The organism is Halomonas maura, from assembly GCF_030409305.1.
Taxonomy (GTDB): Bacteria; Pseudomonadota; Gammaproteobacteria; order Pseudomonadales; family Halomonadaceae; genus Halomonas; species Halomonas maura.
In genome coordinates this window covers 36,992-53,389 of sequence record NZ_JAUFPQ010000019.1, presented here as the reverse complement: position 1 = coordinate 53,389, position 16,398 = coordinate 36,992, and the positions used below count along the sequence as shown (strand labels likewise).

Genomic DNA, 16,398 nt, shown 5'->3' with positions numbered 1-16,398 from the left:
GGCGCGAACACCGCGGCGAAGGACGCCGTGGCATCGGTGGCGAAGTCGCTCTCGTCCACCTCCAGCGACGGCGCCGCGGCACCGGCGACGACCGCCGGCCCGTCGTCACGCAGGCCCAGCGACGGCGAGAGGTCGATGGTCAGCTCGGCGCTGTCGTCGTCGCCGTCCGTCGCCGTGGCCGTCAGCCCGACCTTGTCGGCGGTCAGGGTGATCAGGTCGTCCGGATCGCTGTCGTCCGGATGGACCACCGCCCGGCTCTGGTCGAGGGTCACGTTGCCGTCGCCGTCGACGCCGATCCGCAGCACCTCGTCACCGTCGTCGTTGCTGCCGACCACGTCATCGCCATCCAGCGCGAGCGTCACGTCCTGACCGGTCAGCGTATCCACCAGGCCGCTCGCCGGGTCGGTCACCGAGAGCGCGTAGCTCAGGCCCCCGCCCGCGCCGGGACCGTCGGCGCCGAAGCTCGGATCGAACACCGCGGCGAAGGACGCCGTGGCATCGGTGGCGAAGTCGCTTTCGTCCACCTCCAGGGACGGCGCCTCGGCGCCGGCGACGACCGCCGGCCCGTCGTCACGCAGGCCCAGCGACGGCGAGAGGTCGATGGTCAGCTCGGCGCTGTCGTCGTCGCCGTCCGTCGCCGTGGCCGTCAGCCCGACCTTGTCGGCGGCCAGGGTGATCAGGTCGTCCGGATCGCTGTCGTCCGGATGGACCACCGCCCGGCTCTGGTCGAGGGTCACGTTGCCGTCGCCGTCGACGCCGATCCGCAGCACCTCGTCACCGTCGTCGTTGCTGCCGACCACGTCATCGCCATCCAGCGCGAGCGTCACCGGCTGACCGGTCAGCGTATCCGTCAGGCCGCTCGCCGGGTCGGTCACCGAGAGCGCGTAGCTCAGGCCCCCGCCCGCCCCGGGACCGTCGGCGCCGAAGCTCGGCGCGAACACCGCGGCGAAGGACGCCGTGTCATCGGTGGCGAAGTCGCTCTCGTCCACCTCCAGCGCCGGCGCCTCGGCACCGGCGTCGACCGCCGGCCCGTCGTCACGCAGGCCCAGCGACGGCGAGAGGTCGATGGTCAGCTCGGCGCTGTCGTCGTCGCCGTCCGTCGCCGTCGCCGTCAGCCCGACCTTGTCGGCGGCCAGGGTGATCAGGTCGTCCGGGTCGCTATCGTCCGGATGGACCACCGCCCGGCTCTGGTCGAGGGTCACGTTGCCGTCGCCGTCGACGCTGATCCGCAGCACCTCGTCGCCGTCATCGTTGCTGCCGACCACGTCATCGCCATCCAGCGCGAGCGTCACCGGCTGACCGGTCAGCGTATCCACCAGGCCGCTCGCCGGGTCGGTCACCGAGAGCGCGTAGCTCAGGCCCCCGCCCGCGCCGGGACCGTCGGCGCCGAAGCTCGGATCGAACACCGCGGCGAAGGACGCCGTGTCATCGGTGGCGAAGTCGCTCTCGTCCACCTCCAGCGCCGGCGCCTCGGCACCGGCGTCGACCGTCGGCCCGTCGTCACGTAGGCCCAGCGACGGCGAGAGGTCGATGGTCAGCTCGGCGCTGTCGTCGTCGCCGTCCGTCGCCATGGCCGTCAGCCCGACCTTGTCGGCGGCCAGGGTGATCAGGTCGTCCGGATCGCTGTCGTCCGGATGGACCACCGCCCGGCTCTGGTCGAGGGTCACGTTGCCGTCGCCGTCGACGCCGATCCGCAGCACCTCGTCACCGTCGTCGTTGCTGCCGACGACATCGCCGCCGTCCAGCGCCAGCGTCACGTCCTGACCGGTCAGCGTATCCACCAGGCCGCTCGCCGGGTCGGTCACCGAGAGCGCGTAGCTCAGGCCCCCGCCCGCGCCGGGACCGTCGGCGCCGAAGCTCGGCGCGAACACCGCGGCGAAGGACGCCGTGGCATCGGTGGCGAAGTCGCTTTCGTCCACCTCCAGCGACGGCGCCTCGGCGCCGGCGTCGACGACCGGGGTATCGTCGTCGACGTCGATCGCGAGGGAGCCGTCGACGAAGTCGTCGTCACCATCGGTGACCCGGTAGCCGACGGTGAACGCCTGGTTGTTCTCGTTGTTTCCCGGGACATGCAGGATCGGACTGTTCTGGGTGACGGTGTAATTGCCGTCGCCATCGACGGTCAGGGTCAGCACCACCCCCTCGCCGTCCTGCGAGATCTCCAGGTCATCGCCGTTCAGCGCATAGCTGAAGCCACTCGGCGCGCCGCTTTCCAGCCATTCGATGCTGCCGGGGCCGTCCGCGCCGAAGTCGTGGGCGAGCGTGCCCGTGGTGTTCACGCCATCCGGGTCGTCACCCACACCGCCGGCATTGCCGTCCGGCAGCGCGTCGTCGTCGAGCTGCACGGTCGCGTTGGCGTCGACCGCCGGGGCATCGTCGTCGAACGCGAGGGTGACGGGATCCGCGTCACTCACCGTCGTGACGTCGGCAATGGCGACGCCACCGAGGTTGAACCTGGCATTGCCCGTCCCGCCGTTCTCCACGACGACCCGGTTATGGTCGCCTTCGGTCACGAAGGTGATCTCATCGTTGTTCGTAATGCCCGTGATTATCACGGTGTCACTACCTTCAAGCGTGACGAGGTCAACAGGATCGCCGTTGACGAAGACCGCGGTGATGGGGACGGTCTCGTCGTCGTTGATGCCCGGGATAAAGCCAGCGCCTTCCTCCTGTTCAGTGGACAACGCGGTGATATGCACCGTCGCGGTCGTGCTGCCCGGGCCCACCTTGACGATGGTCACCGACGCTTCCGTGGCCGTCTGCAACGAGTCGAACTGAATGTTATTCGGGTCGTTCGCCTCGGGCCCGGACAGGTCTGGGACGATGTAGTTGTCTTCCATGTCGTTCACATAGGTGACGACCAGCCCTTCTCCGACGTTGATGTTGTTGCTGTTGGCGGCCAGCGACGTGGGTTCGTTCCCGGATTTGCTGCTGTTGACCTCCTCACCGGGGGTACGGCCGGTGACCACGATCGCGACCCCGTCGGGCTCGCCGAACGCCATGAAGTCGTTGTTTCCCGAAGGGGCACCCTCGAAGTCAAACTCGATGTCCTCCTCCACGGCGACATTGACGAAGAGGCTGTCCAGCGTGACGGTATCATCGGGGTCCGTGTCGTCGGGATGCTGTTTCGGCAGGTAGTCCAGCAGATAGACGTCGGACGATAGACCGTCCTCGGCCTCCACGATCACCGCGACGAAGGCCACATGGCCCGACGTTGTCGTGCCGATGAGCACATTGTCATCGCCCGGGGCGGTATCGAGCGTCACCGCTTCGTACCCCCCCGAATCGGGGTCAAGTGCCGTCAGGCCGCTGGCGAGGTCGCTGACGGGGTTGCCATCCTCGTCCGCCGCCCAGCCGATGGCCGTCACCCCCTCCGGGGTGCTGATCATGCCCGTCTTGCAGGCGATGTTCTCGGGCGTGCCGAACTCGGTATAGAGATCGGGAAGAATCAGTTGCCCGGCGGCGACGGTGATCTCATCGTCCGTAACGCCCGGGGATTCGTCGACCGTGATGGGATTCGCGACTTGCAGGATATCTTCTGACATGACCCACCTCCATTGGTACCCGGAGCTGGGGAAGCGATCGCTTCCTGCCCCGCGGGAAACCATTGGTGACATTGAGCTGACCCATGCCCTGCGTCGGACCCTTCCCGAGGGGGCATCGCCCCGCCCCAGGCGGTCCTTCATGCTTCGTTATTCATCCTTCCCTGATGGTGCGGGCCAGCGTGTCGGTCATCGGCTTGGCGATATGGCTCACGCGGGCCCATTCGGCGATGCGAATCACCGCGGCCGGCATCCCGGACAGCCGCTGCAACATGCCGTGATATGCTGGCGACTTTCCTCGTCCACCCGCCTATCGGCGCCGGCGACGTTCCCCCGCCGCGATGCCATTCGCGCGCGCATCGGCGGTGGAGAAGCGGATCTCCGCCGGCTGGCCGGGGTGGCATCGGTCGATATCGTGGTCCGGCCCCAGGCCTCGACCACGACGCTGACATCGACCGGCACGCTCGCCTTGTTCAGCATGATGCGCCCATGGCTTGTGTCGGTTACACGGGTCCACAGGCCGTTGCACTGAGAAACCTAGCAGCGCCTGCAGGACCGCTGGGGTGAAAAATGCAAGACTCGAGTATGGTTGGCCCATAGTGCCCGGCGGCGCCCCCTGCCTGGCGCCCAACGACAGGCCCCTTTCCCTCGATATCGCGGGGGGAATCAGGCCGCCTGCCGGATGTGCGAAGACCCCAAAAAAACGGGCCGGCCCGCGTCATGCGGGTCGGCCCGGCTAAGGATGGCCATCAAGCGATAGGGTTGTCGAAGAACACGGAGAACGTGTCCGTCGCGGTGTCCTGATCGCCGTCCTCGAGCGTCGCGGTGAAGTTCATCGCGAGGTCTTCCGGATCGAACGACTCGGAGGTGGTGAACTCGATCACCGGGATCTTGATGGTCCCACTGCCCATGAACAGTTGCACCGCGTCGATGTTGTTCTCGCCTTCGGGATCGCCGATCACGAAGCTGACCTGACCGCCCGCTTCCGGCGAAAGATCCGTATCCGTGACGAGGATCGGGTCGCCCTCCGTGTTGCCGTCCGCGTCGTAGACGAGGTAGTAGAGCTCTTCTGGAGGATTGTCGTAGCCACCCACCGAGTTGTCGATGTAGACCTTGACGCTGCTCACGTCGAAGTCGGTCGGATCGACGACGAAGCTCTCGTCAACCTTTCCGCCCCTCGTCGTATCTCCGTCGATGCCCGAGTTCGCGTTGCCGTCGAAGTTGTTGTTGTCGTTCCCGATGCCGGCGGTGCTGACGTTCATCTCATCGTCGCTCAGGTGGTCGGCATTATCTTCGATGAAGGCCTCCGACTCGTTGAGGAAGTCCGAAATATCGCCCGGTTCGGTCGTGGGAACCACGGCGGAGAACACGACCTGGCTGGCATTCGTCAGGGTCAGCGTGCGAACCGGGTCGGGTCCGCCGGCATCCAGCGAGCCCTCCTCCGTCGACAGCACGACGACTTGGCCCGGCGGGGTATCGACGGTGACCGTGTAAGAGTCGCTGTCGCGATCGACATCCAAGGTGAATTCGACAAGGTCGGGCTCGCCGTCCCCGTTGAAGTCCTTATCAATGCTACCCGTCCAGGTCGTATCGGTGACCGTCTCGGTGAAGGTGATGTCGGCATCCCCCGACGTCGAGCTGACACCCAGATCGTCGATCTCGTACGAATCGAAGGTGATCGACAGATCGCCGAACCCGTCGGCCCCGGGGCCGTCGAGGAAGGTGCCCGTAGCTTCGGCCGGATCCGCATAGGTGCCGCTGGCATCGCCGACGGCAATCGTCGGCGTGTCGTCATCGACATTGATGTCGATCGAGCCGTCGGCGGTGTCGTCATCGCCGTCGGTCACCCGGTAGGCCACGCTGAACAGCTGGTTGTTCTCTTCATTCCCGGCGACGTGGTCGATCGGGTTGTTCTGCGTCGCCGTGTAGGCGCCGGTGGTGGGGATCAGCGTCAGCGTGATCACCGTGGTGGTGCCCTGCTTGATCAGCAGGTTGTCACCGTCGGGCACGTAGCTGAAGCCCGAAGGCGCGCCACTGGTCAGCCAGGCGATGCTGCCCGCGCCGTCGGCCCCGAACGAGTGCCCCAGCGTGCCGGAGGTATTGGCCGCGTCGGCATCGTCGCCCACGCCACCCGGATTGCCGCCCGCCAGCGCGTCGTCGTCGAGCAGCACCGTGGCGTTCGCCGCCACCGTCGGGGTGTCGTCATCGACATTGATGCCGATCGAGCCCTCGGCGGTATCGTCGTCGCTATCGGTCACCCGGTAGGCCACGCTGAACAGCTGGTTGTTCTCGTCGTTCCCCGCGGCATGGGCGATCGGGTTGTTCTGCGTCACCGTGTAGGCGCCCGTCGTCGCGTTCACGGTGAGCGTCAGCACGGTGGTGCTACCCTGCTTGACCAGCAGGTCGCCACCCGAGAGCTCGTAGGTGAACCCCGCCGGCGCGCCGCTTTCCAGCCATTCGATGCTGCCCGCGCCGTCGGCGCCGAAGGAGTGCCCCAGCGTGCCGGAGGTATTGGCCGCGTCGACGTCGTCGCCCACGCCGCCCGGATTGCCGCCCGCCAGCGCGTCGTCGTCGAGCAGCACCGTGGCGTTGGCCGCCACCGTCGGGGTGTCGTCGTCGACATTGATGCCGATCGAGCCGTCGACGAAGTCGCTATCGCCGTCGGTCACGCGGTAGGCCACGGTGAACAGCTGGTTGTTCTCGTCGTTCCCCGCGGCATGGGCGATCGGCGCGTTCTGCGTCGCCGTGTAGGCCCCGGTCGCGGTGTTGAGCGTCAGCGTGATCACCGTGGTGCCGTCCTGCTGGATCAGCAGGTCGTCACCGGAGGGCACGTAGGCGAAGCCCGCCGGCGCGCCGGTGGTCAACCAGGCGATGCTGCCCGCGCCGTCAGCGCCGAAGCTGTGCCCCAGCGTGCCGGAGGTGTTGGCCGTGTCGGGGGTGTCGTCGCCGGTGCCGCCCGGATTGCCGCCCGACAGCGCGTCGTCGTCGAACGCCACCGTCGCGTTGGCCGCCACCGTCGGCGTGTCGTCGTCGACGTTGATGTCGATCGAGCCCTCGGCGGTGTCGTCATCGCTATCGGTCACGCGGTAGGCCACGGTGAACAGCTGGTTGTTCTCGTCGTTCCCGGCGGCATGGGCGATCGGGTTGTTCTGCGTCACCGTGTAGGCGCCGGTGGTGGGGATCAGCGTCAGCGTGATCACCGTGGTGGTGCCCTGCTTGATCAGCAGGTTGTCACCGTCGGGCGCGTAGCTGAAGCCCGTCGGCGCACCCGTGGTCAGCCAGGCGATGCTGCCCGCGCCGTCGGCGCCGAAGCTGTGCCCCAGCGTGCCGGAGGTGTTGGCCGCGTCGGCATCGTCGCCCACGCCGCCCGGATTGCCGCCCGCCAGCGCGTCGTCGTCGAGCAGCACCGTGGCGTTGGCCGCCACCGTCGGGGTGTCGTCATCGACATTGATATCGATCGAGCCGTCGGGGGGAACGAGCTCATTGCCGGAATCGGTGAAGTCGCCGTCAGCGTCTGTCACGCGATAGTTCACGGTGAAGGTCTGGTTGTTCTCGTCGTTGCCGGCAACGTGATCGATCGGGTTGTTCTGCGTCACCGTGTAGGCGCCGGTGGTGGCGTTGACGGTGAGCGTCAGCTTCACTTCGCCGTTCTGCGAGATCTCCAGGTCGGTGCCGTTGAGCGCGTAGCTGAAGCCCGCCGGCGCGCCGCTGGTCAGCCAGGCGATGCTGCCCGCGCCGTCGGCGCCGAAGGAGTGCCCCAGCGTCCCGAAGGTATTGGCCGCGTCGACGTCGTCGCCCACGCCGCCCGGATTGCCGCCCGCCAGCGCGTCGTCGTCGAGCAGCACCGTGGCATTCGCGGACGCAAAAGGCCCGTCGTCGTAAAAGAAGATCTTCGACCCGACCTCGTCGGTGTCACCTGCGACTTCGGTCAGCGTGAAGCCGCCGAGGTCGAAGGCGACGTTGCTGCCCGAGCCCTTCTCCGGCTGGTCGTTGCGGATCAGCACGCGGTTGTGGTCGCTGTCGGTCGCGTACCGGACGACGTCGTCGTCCTTCACGCCCGTGACGACCACCCCATCGCCCGTGTAGTCGACGCTGACGCCCAGGGTGCCGACGACGTTGACGCCGCCGCGGAGGACCTCGACCGAGTCGGTGGTGATGTTGATCGCCGTGTCGCCGTCGACGAGCGGGTTGTCGTCGATGTAGGCATCGCCACTGCTATCGGCGGTCAGGTAGGCGTGGATCTCCAGGCTGGTGGTGGTGTTCGTGTTGCCCGGCGTCATCTGCGAGATGGTGAACTCCGCCGAATTGGCGAGGACATAGCCGCTGAACTCGATCTTGTCTTCTTCGTTCGCCTCGGTCGGACTGAGGGGCTGTCCGGGATTATTTCCGGCTCCGGGGCCAGCGAGATAATCCGGATTGGCGCCGGTGACGAAGGTGACGACGATGGCATCCTGCGCCTTGATCTGCTGCCCGTTGGTGCCGAGCGTCGTGTCCGTCGCGCCGCTGCTGTTGACGGTGTCGCCTGACGAGACATTTTCGCCCTCGGATTCGTTGGCCGGAGCCTCGCCCGTGATCACCAGCGCCTGCGAGGCAGTGCCGAACCCCATGTGGAGGTTGTTGCCGGCGGGCGCGTTGGCGAAGGAGAAGGTTTGCTCCTCGAAGGCGGTCACGTAGACGAGGTTCGCGAGGTCGTAGGACGCGTCGTGGTCGTTGCCGTCACCGTCGTTGAGCGTGTCCGCACCATCGTGCTCGATGGCGTCATACTCGACGACCCAGATGCTGGATTCGAGCGGATCGCCTGCCGGTTCCGTCAGATAGATCGCGAACACGATCTCATCGGTCACGGCGTCCCGACCCAGGACGATGTTGTCGTTCCCGTCATCGGTGTAGAGCAGGATATCGTTCCCGGTGGAGGTCCGGTCGAACCCGCTGTCCACGCCGGCCAATGGGTCGCCGTTGCTGTCGGTGAGAGCGACGTTGCCGAGGACTCCCGCCGGCGAATACCGCACCGCGCTGCCAGAACTGACGGCGGCCTCGTCGGGACTCGCCGGGGCGCCGAGGGTACTCAAGCGAGCAGCGAAGTCGGCCGGCAGCGGCGTGACGCCGAGGTCGACGTCGTCCTTCTGCAGGCCGGCGGTTTCATCAATTTCGACGTCTGGGTCGAGAATTTCCACAAGTGACTCAGCCATTTCCAGATTCCTCCCAAGAAAGGAGTGATGAAAACAATGTTGACTCGCCGTGACTCAGGCCCTCCTTGCAGGAGAGATTCACGGGCCCAGCGAAGTCGAAAACGGGATCGGAACCGAACAACGTCGTCCTCTGCGCTGTCCATTCCGCGGAGCTAGCCATCTCATCGTTCTCTGGCGGGTCTTCCGACGTTTCGTCGAGCTTGATCGGATTCGCGACTGCCAGGATATCTTCATTAAGATCTGCCACGCCCCACCTCCCCCCTGATGCTCCGTCCCTGGGAAGTGATCGCTCCCTGCACGCTGCGATTGGTGAATGTGATTCGACCCCTGCCCTGGTCCGGCGCCTTCCCGAGGGGGCCATCGCCCCGCCCGAGGCGGCCCCTCATTCTTCCCTGATGGCTCGCGCCAGCATGTCGGTGACCGGCTTGGCGATATAGCTCGCGAAGGTGCGTTCGCCGGTGCGGATCATCACCTCGGCCGGCATCCCGGAAAGCAGCTGCATTTGTTCGGTCATCTCCTGGCGGCCTTGCTCGGTCACCCTCAGCCGCACCCGGTAGAAGCGCACGCCGGTGGCCTCGTCCACCTGGCTGTCGGCGCTGACGAAGATCACCCGCGCCGCGATGACGTTGGTCGCGCGCTGGTTGAAGGCGGAGAAGCGGATCTCCGCCGGCTGGCCGGGATGCAGTCGGTCGATGTCACGGTCCGGCACCCGGGCCTCGATCAGGAAGCTGTCGTTGATCGGCACGATATCCAGCAGGGGATCGCCGGCGCGCAGCACATCCCCCACCGAGTGCACCCGGCGTTCCACGACGATGCCCGCCACCGGCGCCATGACCCGGGTGCGGCCCAGTTGCTCGGTGAGGGCGATGATCTGCTCCTCGGCCTCGGTGACCCGGGTCTGGGCCTCGCGCAACTGCTCGCCGAGCTCCCCCTGATAGTCCTGCACCCGGATCTCGCGCTCGACGCGGCTCTCGCTGATCCGCGAGCCCAGCCGGCCGATCTCGGCGCGGTGACTGGCGATCTCGCCGGAGAGCTCCAGCAGGTCGCGCTCCACCTCACGCAGGCGCTGGTTGCCGACCATCCCCTTGCGGAACAGGTTGCGCAGATCGGCCACCTCGCCGCGCAGCGAGGCGGCGTGGCGCTCGCCGAGCTGGACCATCTCCTCGAGCCCCGCGACCTGGCGCCGCAACTGGACGGCCTGCTCGTCCAGCGCCTCCAGGGTGCCGCGCAGGGAGTGGCGCCGGGCGCTGAACAGCGCCTGCTGGACGGCCAGCACCTCCCGGACCCTCGGCAGGTCGCTGTGGACCAGTTCATCGGGAAACGCCAGCGCGTCCTCGCCGCGCTGCTCGGCCAGCAGCCGCAGCTCGGTGGCGCGGCCGACCAGGTACTGGGCACGCGCCACCCGCAACTGGGTGCGCACCCGGGTGTCGTCGAGCACCACCAGCGCTTGGCCCGCCGCGACCCGATCGCCATCGGCGACCAGGATCTCGCGCACGATCCCGCCCTCGAGGTGCTGCACCGTGCGCCGGAAGCTTTCCACGGTCACGTGGCCGGGCGCCACCACGGCCACCGCCAGGTTGGCGGTGAAGGCCCAGCCGCCGAAGCCGCCCAGTACCAGCAGCAGGACCAGCAGGCCGAGGCGCCGATAGGGCCGGTCGTCGACGGGCACGACGCGGTAGTCCCCCTCCAGCACCGGGGACGCCAGGGCGGGCACCCCCGCCTGGGCAGCGGGCCGGGCACTCGGGTCGCTGTTGTTACCGGTCGTCTGCTGCATCGCCCTGCCCTCCTGCCGCCTCGTTGCCCTTGCCGGAATGGCCTCCCGCCGCCTCGTTGCCCTTGGCGGGATGCCCCCCCGCCACCGCGACCATCCGGCCCCGCGCCGGCTGCCCGGCCCCCGGGGCGGCCGACTTGCCCGCCAGCTGGGCCATCACCTCGTCGCGCGGGCCGACCATATGCACCTGCCCCTCACGCATCACCAGCAGGGTGTCCATGCCCTTCAGCACGCTGACCCGATGGCTGATCACGAACAGGGTCACCCCCTCGCGCTTGAGGGCCACCATGGCGGCCCGCAGGGCATGCTCGCCGCGGTCGTCGAGGCTGGCATTGGGCTCGTCGAGCACCACCAGCACCGGCTCGCCGTAGAGGGCCCGGGCCAGGGCGATGCGTTGCCGCTGGCCACCGGAGAGCCCACCCCCGCCGGCCCCGATGGGCGTGTCGTAGCCCTCCGGCATCGCCAGCACCATCTCGTGCACGCCGGCCTTGCGGGCCGCCGCCACCACCTTGTCCGAATCCACCTCGCCGAAGCGGGCGATGTTCTCGGCGATGGTGCCCTCGAACAGCTCGATGTCCTGGGGCAGGTAGCCGATCCAGGGTCCCAGTTCCTCGCGATTCCAGCGGGTGATATCGGCGCCGTCGAGGCGCGTGGTGCCGGTCAGCGGCGGCCAGATGCCCAGCAGCACCCGGGCCAGGGTCGACTTGCCGGCGGCGCTGGGGCCGACGATGCCGACGTGCTCGCCGGCACGCGCCGCCAGCTGGATGCCCCGCAGGGTCGGCGCCCGCCCGCCGGGCGGGGCCGCGGCCACGCCCTCGACCCGGATGTCGCCCCGCGGCGGCGGCAGGGACATGCACTCCTCCTCGGCGGGAATCTTGGTCAACAGCTCGTCGAGGCGGCCGTAGGCGCCGCGGGCGGCGACGAAGCCCTTCCAGGTACCGATCAGGCGATCGATGGGCGCCAGGGCGCGGCTCATGATGATGGCGCCGGCGATCATCATGCCCGGCGTCATCTCGGCCTGCAGCACCAGCCAGGCGCCCAGCCCCAGGATCAGCGACTGGGCCAGCAGGCGCAGCGTCCGGGAGGCGTTGCCCAGGGCCTCGCCACGGTCGTTGGCCCGGGACTGCTCGGCCAGGAAGTGATGATGGCGCCGCGACCAGCGGTCCATGATCCCCGGCAGCATGCCCATGGCATGCAACACCTCGGCGTTGCGCAGGTTGGACGAGGCCAGTTCCCGCGCCTTGATGTGTTCCCGCTGGGCCTCGGCCAGCAGGGGCTTGGTGACCTTCTCGCCGACTATCGCCAGCGCCAGCAGCACGAGGCCCGCGAGGGTGGCGAAGACCCCCAGCCAGACATGGAACAGGAACAGCACCCCCAGGTAGACCGGCACCCAGGGGGCATCGAAGAAGGCCAGCAGTCCGTTGCCGGCGAGGAACTGGCGCAGGGTGGAGAGATCCTCGATCGGCTGGGACGACGGGCTGCCCTCGGTGAGCAGGCTGCGGCGGAACATCGCCCGGTAGAGACGGCCGTTGAGCAGCGTGTCGAGGCGATTGCCGATCCGCACCAGCATGCGCGAACGCACCAGCTCCAGCATCCCCATGATCGCAAACAGGAAGATCACCAGCAGGGTGAGCATCAGCAGCGTCTCGACGCTCTGGGTCGAGAGTACCCGGTCATAGACCTGCAGCATGTAGACCGCCGGCACCAGCATCAGCAGGTTGACGAACAGGCTGAAGAAGCCCACCGATACGAAGGATCCCCGACAGGCGCCCAAGGCGCGCCGCAGGTCCGTGGCGTCCCCTTTCCTAGCCATCGCTGTCCACCATGACCTCGACGAGCCCACGGCTCGAGTCGCTTACACTGGTTAACAGAACATTGCAGAACCTTGCCCTGAAAACCTAGCAGCGCTCACCAGTACGCCTCGGTTGAAAAATGCAAGCTTCGAGTATGGATGGTCGATAGTGCCCGCGACCCCTGCCTGGTGCACGATGTCACACCCCGCGACATAGTCACGTCACTGGGAGTTTGACGGCAGCTCGGAGGTGAGTCGTAGGGCGGGGCTCAGGCATCGTGACGGTGCTATGGGCGCGAAGAACCCGGCGAATCCACCGCCATAGGCAGCGGGTCACCCGACGCGCGTTACGCGGCCAGCAAGACGGGCCGCCCCCCACCAGTCGGGTCGGCCCTGTATGGCCATCGAGTCCCCGAGGCATCAGGCCGGCAAGGCGCCCTCCGCCGCCGGGGTGATCATGCGATCATTCCGTCGCCGCTGCCGTCGATGAAGTAGGCGAAGGTATCCGCGACCGCATCGTCGTCGCCGTCCGTCGCCTCGACGGTGACCGTTCCCTGGATGTCCGGAATATCGGCGATGCAGGATATTTTCATGTTCTGACATGCCTCCCCCCTGGTACCCAGTCCCTTGGAGATGATCGCTCCCTGCGACAATCGATTGGTGACATGAATCTGCCCTGCCCTGGTCAGGAATCTTGCCGAGGGGGCCAGCGCCCCGCCCGAGACGACCCCTCATTCTTCCCTGATCGCCCGGGCCAGCCCGTCGGAGATCGGCGTGGCGATATCGCTCACCAGGGTCCGTTCGCCGCTGCGGATCACCCCCTCGCCGGCCTACAATACGCCGCGGCACCGTTCCGTTTCGTGCTGGTAACCCTTCTCGGTCATCCTCGGCCGCCCGCGGGAGAAACGAACGCGCAGGGCCTCGTCCACCCGGCGATCGGCGCAGACGAGGATTCCCAGAGGGTCAGCGGGGGGACGAACAGACTGAAGACACCGATGGGAAGGATCCCCGACAGGCGCCCAAGGCGCGCCGAGGGTCCGTGGCGTCCGCTTGCCTTGCCATCACTGTTCACCATGACGAGCCCACGGCTCGAGTCACTTACACTGGCTCACAGAGCGTTGCCCTAGAACACTAGCAGCACATGCCGGGACGCCTCGGTTGAAAAATGCCGGACTCGAGAATGGTTGGCCAATAGTGTCCGCCGAGCGGCACAGAACGCACGACGCCCCGTCCCGGGCAGGCCGGGACGGGGCGTCGTGTCGGACAGCAGCCGGGCAGTGCCCGGCGGGGCTCAGCGGTAGACCGGGAAGCGGTCGCAGACGGCCTCGACCTTGCCCTTCACCTCGGCCTCGATGGCGGCGGTGTCCTCACCCTTGGCCATCACGTCGAGGATGTCGCAGATCCAGCCGGCCAGCTCGTGGCATTCGGTCTCGCCGAAGCCGCGGGTGGTCACCGCCGGGGTGCCGATGCGCAGGCCCGAGGTCACGAAGGGGCTCTGGGGGTCGTTGGGCACGGCGTTCTTGTTGACGGTGATGTGGGCGCGGCCCAGGGCGGCGTCCGCGTCCTTGCCGGTCACGCCCTGCTTGACCAGCGACAGCAGGAAGAGGTGGTCCTCGGTGCCGCCGGAGACGATGTCGAAGCCGCGCTCGACGAACACGCCGGCCATGGTCTGGGCATTCTTGACCACCTGCTGCTGGTAGGCCTTGAACTCCGGCGCCATGGCCTCCTTGAAGCAGATCGCCTTGGCGGCGATGACGTGCTCCAGGGGACCGCCCTGGATGCCCGGGAAGACCGCGGCCTGCAGCTTCTTCTCGACCGCCTCGTCGCCCTCGTTGGAGAGGATCAGGCCGCCGCGCGGGCCGCGCAGGGTCTTGTGGGTGGTGGTGGTGACCACGTGGGCGTGGGGCAGCGGGCTCGGGTAGACCCCGGCGGCCACCAGGCCGGCCACGTGTGCCATGTCGACCAGCAGGTAGGCGCCCACCTCGTCGGCGATCTCGCGGAACCTGGCCCAGTCGATGATCTGGGAATAGGCGGAGAAGCCGGCGATGATCATCTTCGGCTGGTGCTCGCGGGCCAGCTTGGCGACTCCGTCGTAGTCGATGCGGCCGTTCTCGTCGATGCCGTACTGCACGGCGTTGTAGTGCTTGCCGGAGAAGTTCGGCTTGGCGCCGTGGGTCAGGTGGCCGCCGGCGTCCAGGCTCATGCCCAGCACGGTGTCGCCCGGCTTGACCAGCGCCTGGAAGACGGCGCCATTGGCCTGGGAGCCGGAGTGGGGCTGGACGTTGGCGTAGCTGGCGCCGAACAGCTCCTTGGCGTAGTCGATGGCCAGCTGCTCGACGAGGTCCACGTACTCGCAACCGCCATAGTAGCGCTTGCCGGGATAGCCTTCCGCGTACTTGTTGGTCAGCTGGCTGCCCTGGGCCTCCATCACCCGGGGGCTGGCGTAGTTCTCGGAGGCGATCAGCTCGATGTGCGCTTCCTGACGTGCGCTTTCCTTCTGCATCGCATCGAACAGGGCGTCATCGAAACCGGCAATCTGCATATCACGGCTGAACATCGGCGGAACCTCGCATCACGGGAGAATCGAAGGGCGCCATGATACCCCAGCCCATGGAGGCTTTCACATGAAAGCCCGTCATGCGGCGCCCCATCATTTCTCATGCGGGCTTCAGAAATACTGAAGGGTCAGCGCGTCTCCACGCGCATCGACAGCTTGCTCGGCAGCAGCAGCGGGTCGTCGGCGAGCTTGTCCATGCCGGTCTCCGCCGGCAGCGAGAGATGGATCACCAGCTCGCTGGCCTTGCCCTCCATCATGTCCACCACGCCGTCGAGGATGGCCCCGAACTCGGCCCCGAGCATGGTCCCGAAGCCCTTGGCCTGGGTCCGTGCCTGGGCCAGGAAGTCGGCCTCGCTGACGCCCCGGCTGGCGGCCATCACCGCCGGCATGCGGCCGAACAGGCCGAGCTCGGTCAGGGTCGTCTCGATCTCGCCGCCGAGCAGGGTGACGTCCTCGAGGCTGTCCATCTCGGCCAGGTAGGTCGACGGCTCCACGCCCTCGGGCAGGCGCACCGGCAGCTCGGTATCGATGGTCCAGCGGAAGGCGTCGCCGGCGGTGATCTGGCTCTCGCCGGTCAGCAAGCTCTTGGGCCCGACGGTCTCCCACTCGCCGTCGAAGGCGGCATCGACCGTCAGCCGGCCGCTGCCGCCGGTGAGCACGTTGCTGGCCATGCGCAGCTGGGTCTGCTGGTCCTCCGGGGCCAGCTCGATCATTCGCGCCAGGTCGAGCTCGAGGGCCTCGAGCCACATCCCGCCCGCGCCGTCGGTCATGTCGCCGTCGAGGCGCAGGCGCTCGAGGGTCGCCACCAGCCGCTCGGCCTCGATGCTCAGGTCGCTGAGCTCCAGCCGCTCGAGGCTTCGTTCCTCCTGCTCCCGGTCGAGCCCACTCAGCCCCGCCAGGCTGATGGCCGCCAGGGAGAAGTGACCATCGCCGATGTCCTCCAGCCGCTCCCCGCTGCCACGGATACCGGTCATCTCCAGGCTGCCGATGGCCTGGCGGGACAGCTCGGTGGCATACAGGTGCTCGATGGCCAACCGCCCGGTGGCCGTGCCGAGGAAGACCTCCTTGCCCCCCTCGACCCGGGTGCGCGGCGTCTCGCGACTCATCGTCAGGCCGTCGATGCTCAGCTCGGCGGCCGCGAACTCGCCGTCCAGCGGCAGGTCGTGCAGGGCCAGCAGCGGCCGGGACGGCTCGCCGACCACCAGCCGCTCGGCGGTGATGACGCCCGGCTCGTCGTCCCGGGCCTCGAGGCGCAGGCCCTCCATCACCACCTCGTCGGGCCGCTCGTAGTCGCCCTCGACCGTGTAGCGCGCGAGCCGCAGCCGGTCGCCGTTGTCGCCGACGAAGACCAGGTCCTCGGCGGTGGTGCTGCCGCCCAGCAGGCTATCGGAGACCTCGCCGATGGTCAGCTCGCCCGGGGTCTCGGCGAACAGCGCGCGCAGGTCGGCCTCGAGCCGCTCGGCATCGGCCAGGGCCGGGCCGGACAGGCCCGTCAGCAGCGCGGCCAGCGCCGCGCCCCGGGTCAGCGTGGTGGACATGGCTGTCAC

At 67.9% G+C, this 16,398-nt stretch carries 7 protein-coding genes; all 7 read right to left on the bottom strand.

Annotated features, from left to right (window positions below; translation table 11 throughout):
* Positions 1-3,545: DUF5801 repeats-in-toxin domain-containing protein (locus tag QWY76_RS13750; RefSeq protein ID WP_290311856.1), on the bottom strand; the 3,545-nt coding region annotated here is incomplete at its 3' end.
* A gap of 746 nt (positions 3,546-4,291) precedes the next feature.
* Positions 4,292-8,731, bottom strand: coding sequence for a beta strand repeat-containing protein (locus QWY76_RS13745; RefSeq protein ID WP_290311855.1), 4,440 nt, complete (start codon positions 8,729-8,731; stop codon positions 4,292-4,294).
* Positions 8,732-9,113: 382 nt separating this feature from the next.
* The gene (locus QWY76_RS13740; protein WP_290311854.1) at positions 9,114-10,505 is read right to left on the bottom strand and encodes an HlyD family type I secretion periplasmic adaptor subunit; all 1,392 of its coding nucleotides are present in this window, start codon (positions 10,503-10,505) and stop codon (positions 9,114-9,116) included.
* Positions 10,486-12,315, bottom strand: coding sequence for a type I secretion system permease/ATPase (locus QWY76_RS13735; RefSeq protein ID WP_290311853.1), 1,830 nt, complete (start codon positions 12,313-12,315; stop codon positions 10,486-10,488). The genes QWY76_RS13740 and QWY76_RS13735 overlap by 20 nt, the downstream gene beginning before the upstream one ends.
* Positions 12,316-12,749: 434 nt before the next feature.
* Positions 12,750-12,887 carry a hypothetical protein gene (locus tag QWY76_RS13730; RefSeq protein ID WP_290311852.1) on the bottom strand — a complete coding sequence of 46 codons (138 nt, stop codon included), beginning with the start codon at positions 12,885-12,887 and terminating at the stop codon, positions 12,750-12,752.
* A gap of 698 nt (positions 12,888-13,585) precedes the next feature.
* Positions 13,586-14,851: a serine hydroxymethyltransferase gene (glyA, locus tag QWY76_RS13725; RefSeq protein ID WP_290311851.1), complete on the bottom strand. Its 1,266-nt coding sequence runs from the start codon at positions 14,849-14,851 to the stop codon at positions 13,586-13,588.
* A 128-nt stretch (positions 14,852-14,979) separates the two neighbouring features.
* Complete coding sequence (locus tag QWY76_RS13720) at positions 14,980-16,389, bottom strand: hypothetical protein (protein WP_290311850.1); 1,410 nt, start codon at positions 16,387-16,389, stop codon at positions 14,980-14,982.
* Between the last annotated feature and the right edge of the window lie 9 nt (positions 16,390-16,398).

Excerpts from the sequence above, each read along its gene's own strand:
- QWY76_RS13745 (WP_290311855.1), bottom strand. The coding sequence starts at position 8,731 with ATGGCTGAGTCACTTGTGGAAATTCTCGACCCAGACGTCGAAATTGAT.
- QWY76_RS13740 (WP_290311854.1), bottom strand. The coding sequence starts at position 10,505 with ATGCAGCAGACGACCGGTAACAACAGCGACCCGAGTGCCCGGCCCGCT.
- QWY76_RS13735 (WP_290311853.1), bottom strand. The coding sequence starts at position 12,315 with ATGGCTAGGAAAGGGGACGCCACGGACCTGCGGCGCGCCTTGGGCGCC.
- QWY76_RS13730 (WP_290311852.1), bottom strand. The coding sequence starts at position 12,887 with ATGAAAATATCCTGCATCGCCGATATTCCGGACATCCAGGGAACGGTC.
- glyA (WP_290311851.1), bottom strand. The coding sequence starts at position 14,851 with ATGTTCAGCCGTGATATGCAGATTGCCGGTTTCGATGACGCCCTGTTC.
- QWY76_RS13720 (WP_290311850.1), bottom strand. The coding sequence starts at position 16,389 with ATGTCCACCACGCTGACCCGGGGCGCGGCGCTGGCCGCGCTGCTGACG.